Annotated in this window: 2 protein-coding genes and 1 pseudogene; all 3 read left to right on the top strand. The window is 47.8% G+C overall.

Going from position 1 to position 638, the window contains the following annotated elements:
• Positions 1-279: FISUMP domain-containing protein (locus ACYVRA_RS08105; protein ID WP_461252221.1), on the top strand; the 279-nt coding region annotated here is incomplete at its 5' end.
• Positions 280-284: 5 nt separating this feature from the next.
• A pseudogene (locus ACYVRA_RS08100) lies at positions 285-401 on the top strand (flagellar type III secretion system pore protein FliP); the annotation flags it as partial.
• Positions 402-434: 33 nt separating this feature from the next.
• A partial coding sequence (locus ACYVRA_RS08095) for a flagellar biosynthetic protein FliQ (RefSeq protein ID WP_461252220.1) occupies positions 435-638 on the top strand: 204 nt, incomplete at its 3' end.

Below are 638 nucleotides of genomic sequence, written 5' to 3'. Positions count from 1 at the left end.
TCTTGGAAATCTTCTTGGTGTGATTACGGCAAAAATAATGCCGATTGCTATGAATACGGCAGGTTGTACGATTGGAATACCGCGCTTAGCGTCTGCCCAACGGGGTGGCATTTGCCTAACCGAAAGGAATGGCAGGGGTTGGTTAATTATGCGGGCGGTAAAGATGTTGCTGGCAATAAATTGAAATCGACAAGCGGTTGGTACAGTGATTTTAGGGGGCCTAAGGTGTTGACGGCAAGCGGTTGGTACTGTCTCTTATACACATCTAGATGTGTATAAGAGACATGGGTATGATGATGCTTCCGCCGGCAATGATATCCATGCCGTTCAAGATAATACTCTTTGTGATGGTCGACGGGTGGCATTTGATTGTCAGGGAGTTGATAATGTCGTTTAGGTGATTAGGATTGAAACATTAAAACAAGGTGAAGCGAATGGATCCTCTAACAGTCGTAGACATCGGACGCGAGGCGTTGATCATAACGCTCCTGCTCTCAGGCCCTATGCTATTAGTCGGGCTGGCCTTGGGGGTGATAATAGGCATATTCCAAGCCGCGACCCAGACTCACGAAGCCACGCTCAAGTTCATTCCTAAATTCTTGGGACTATTGCTGGCGCTTCTGCTGTTCATGCCGTGG

Source organism: Treponema sp. R8-4-B8 (genome assembly GCF_054786175.1).
This window is presented reverse-complemented; position numbering and strand designations above follow the sequence as displayed.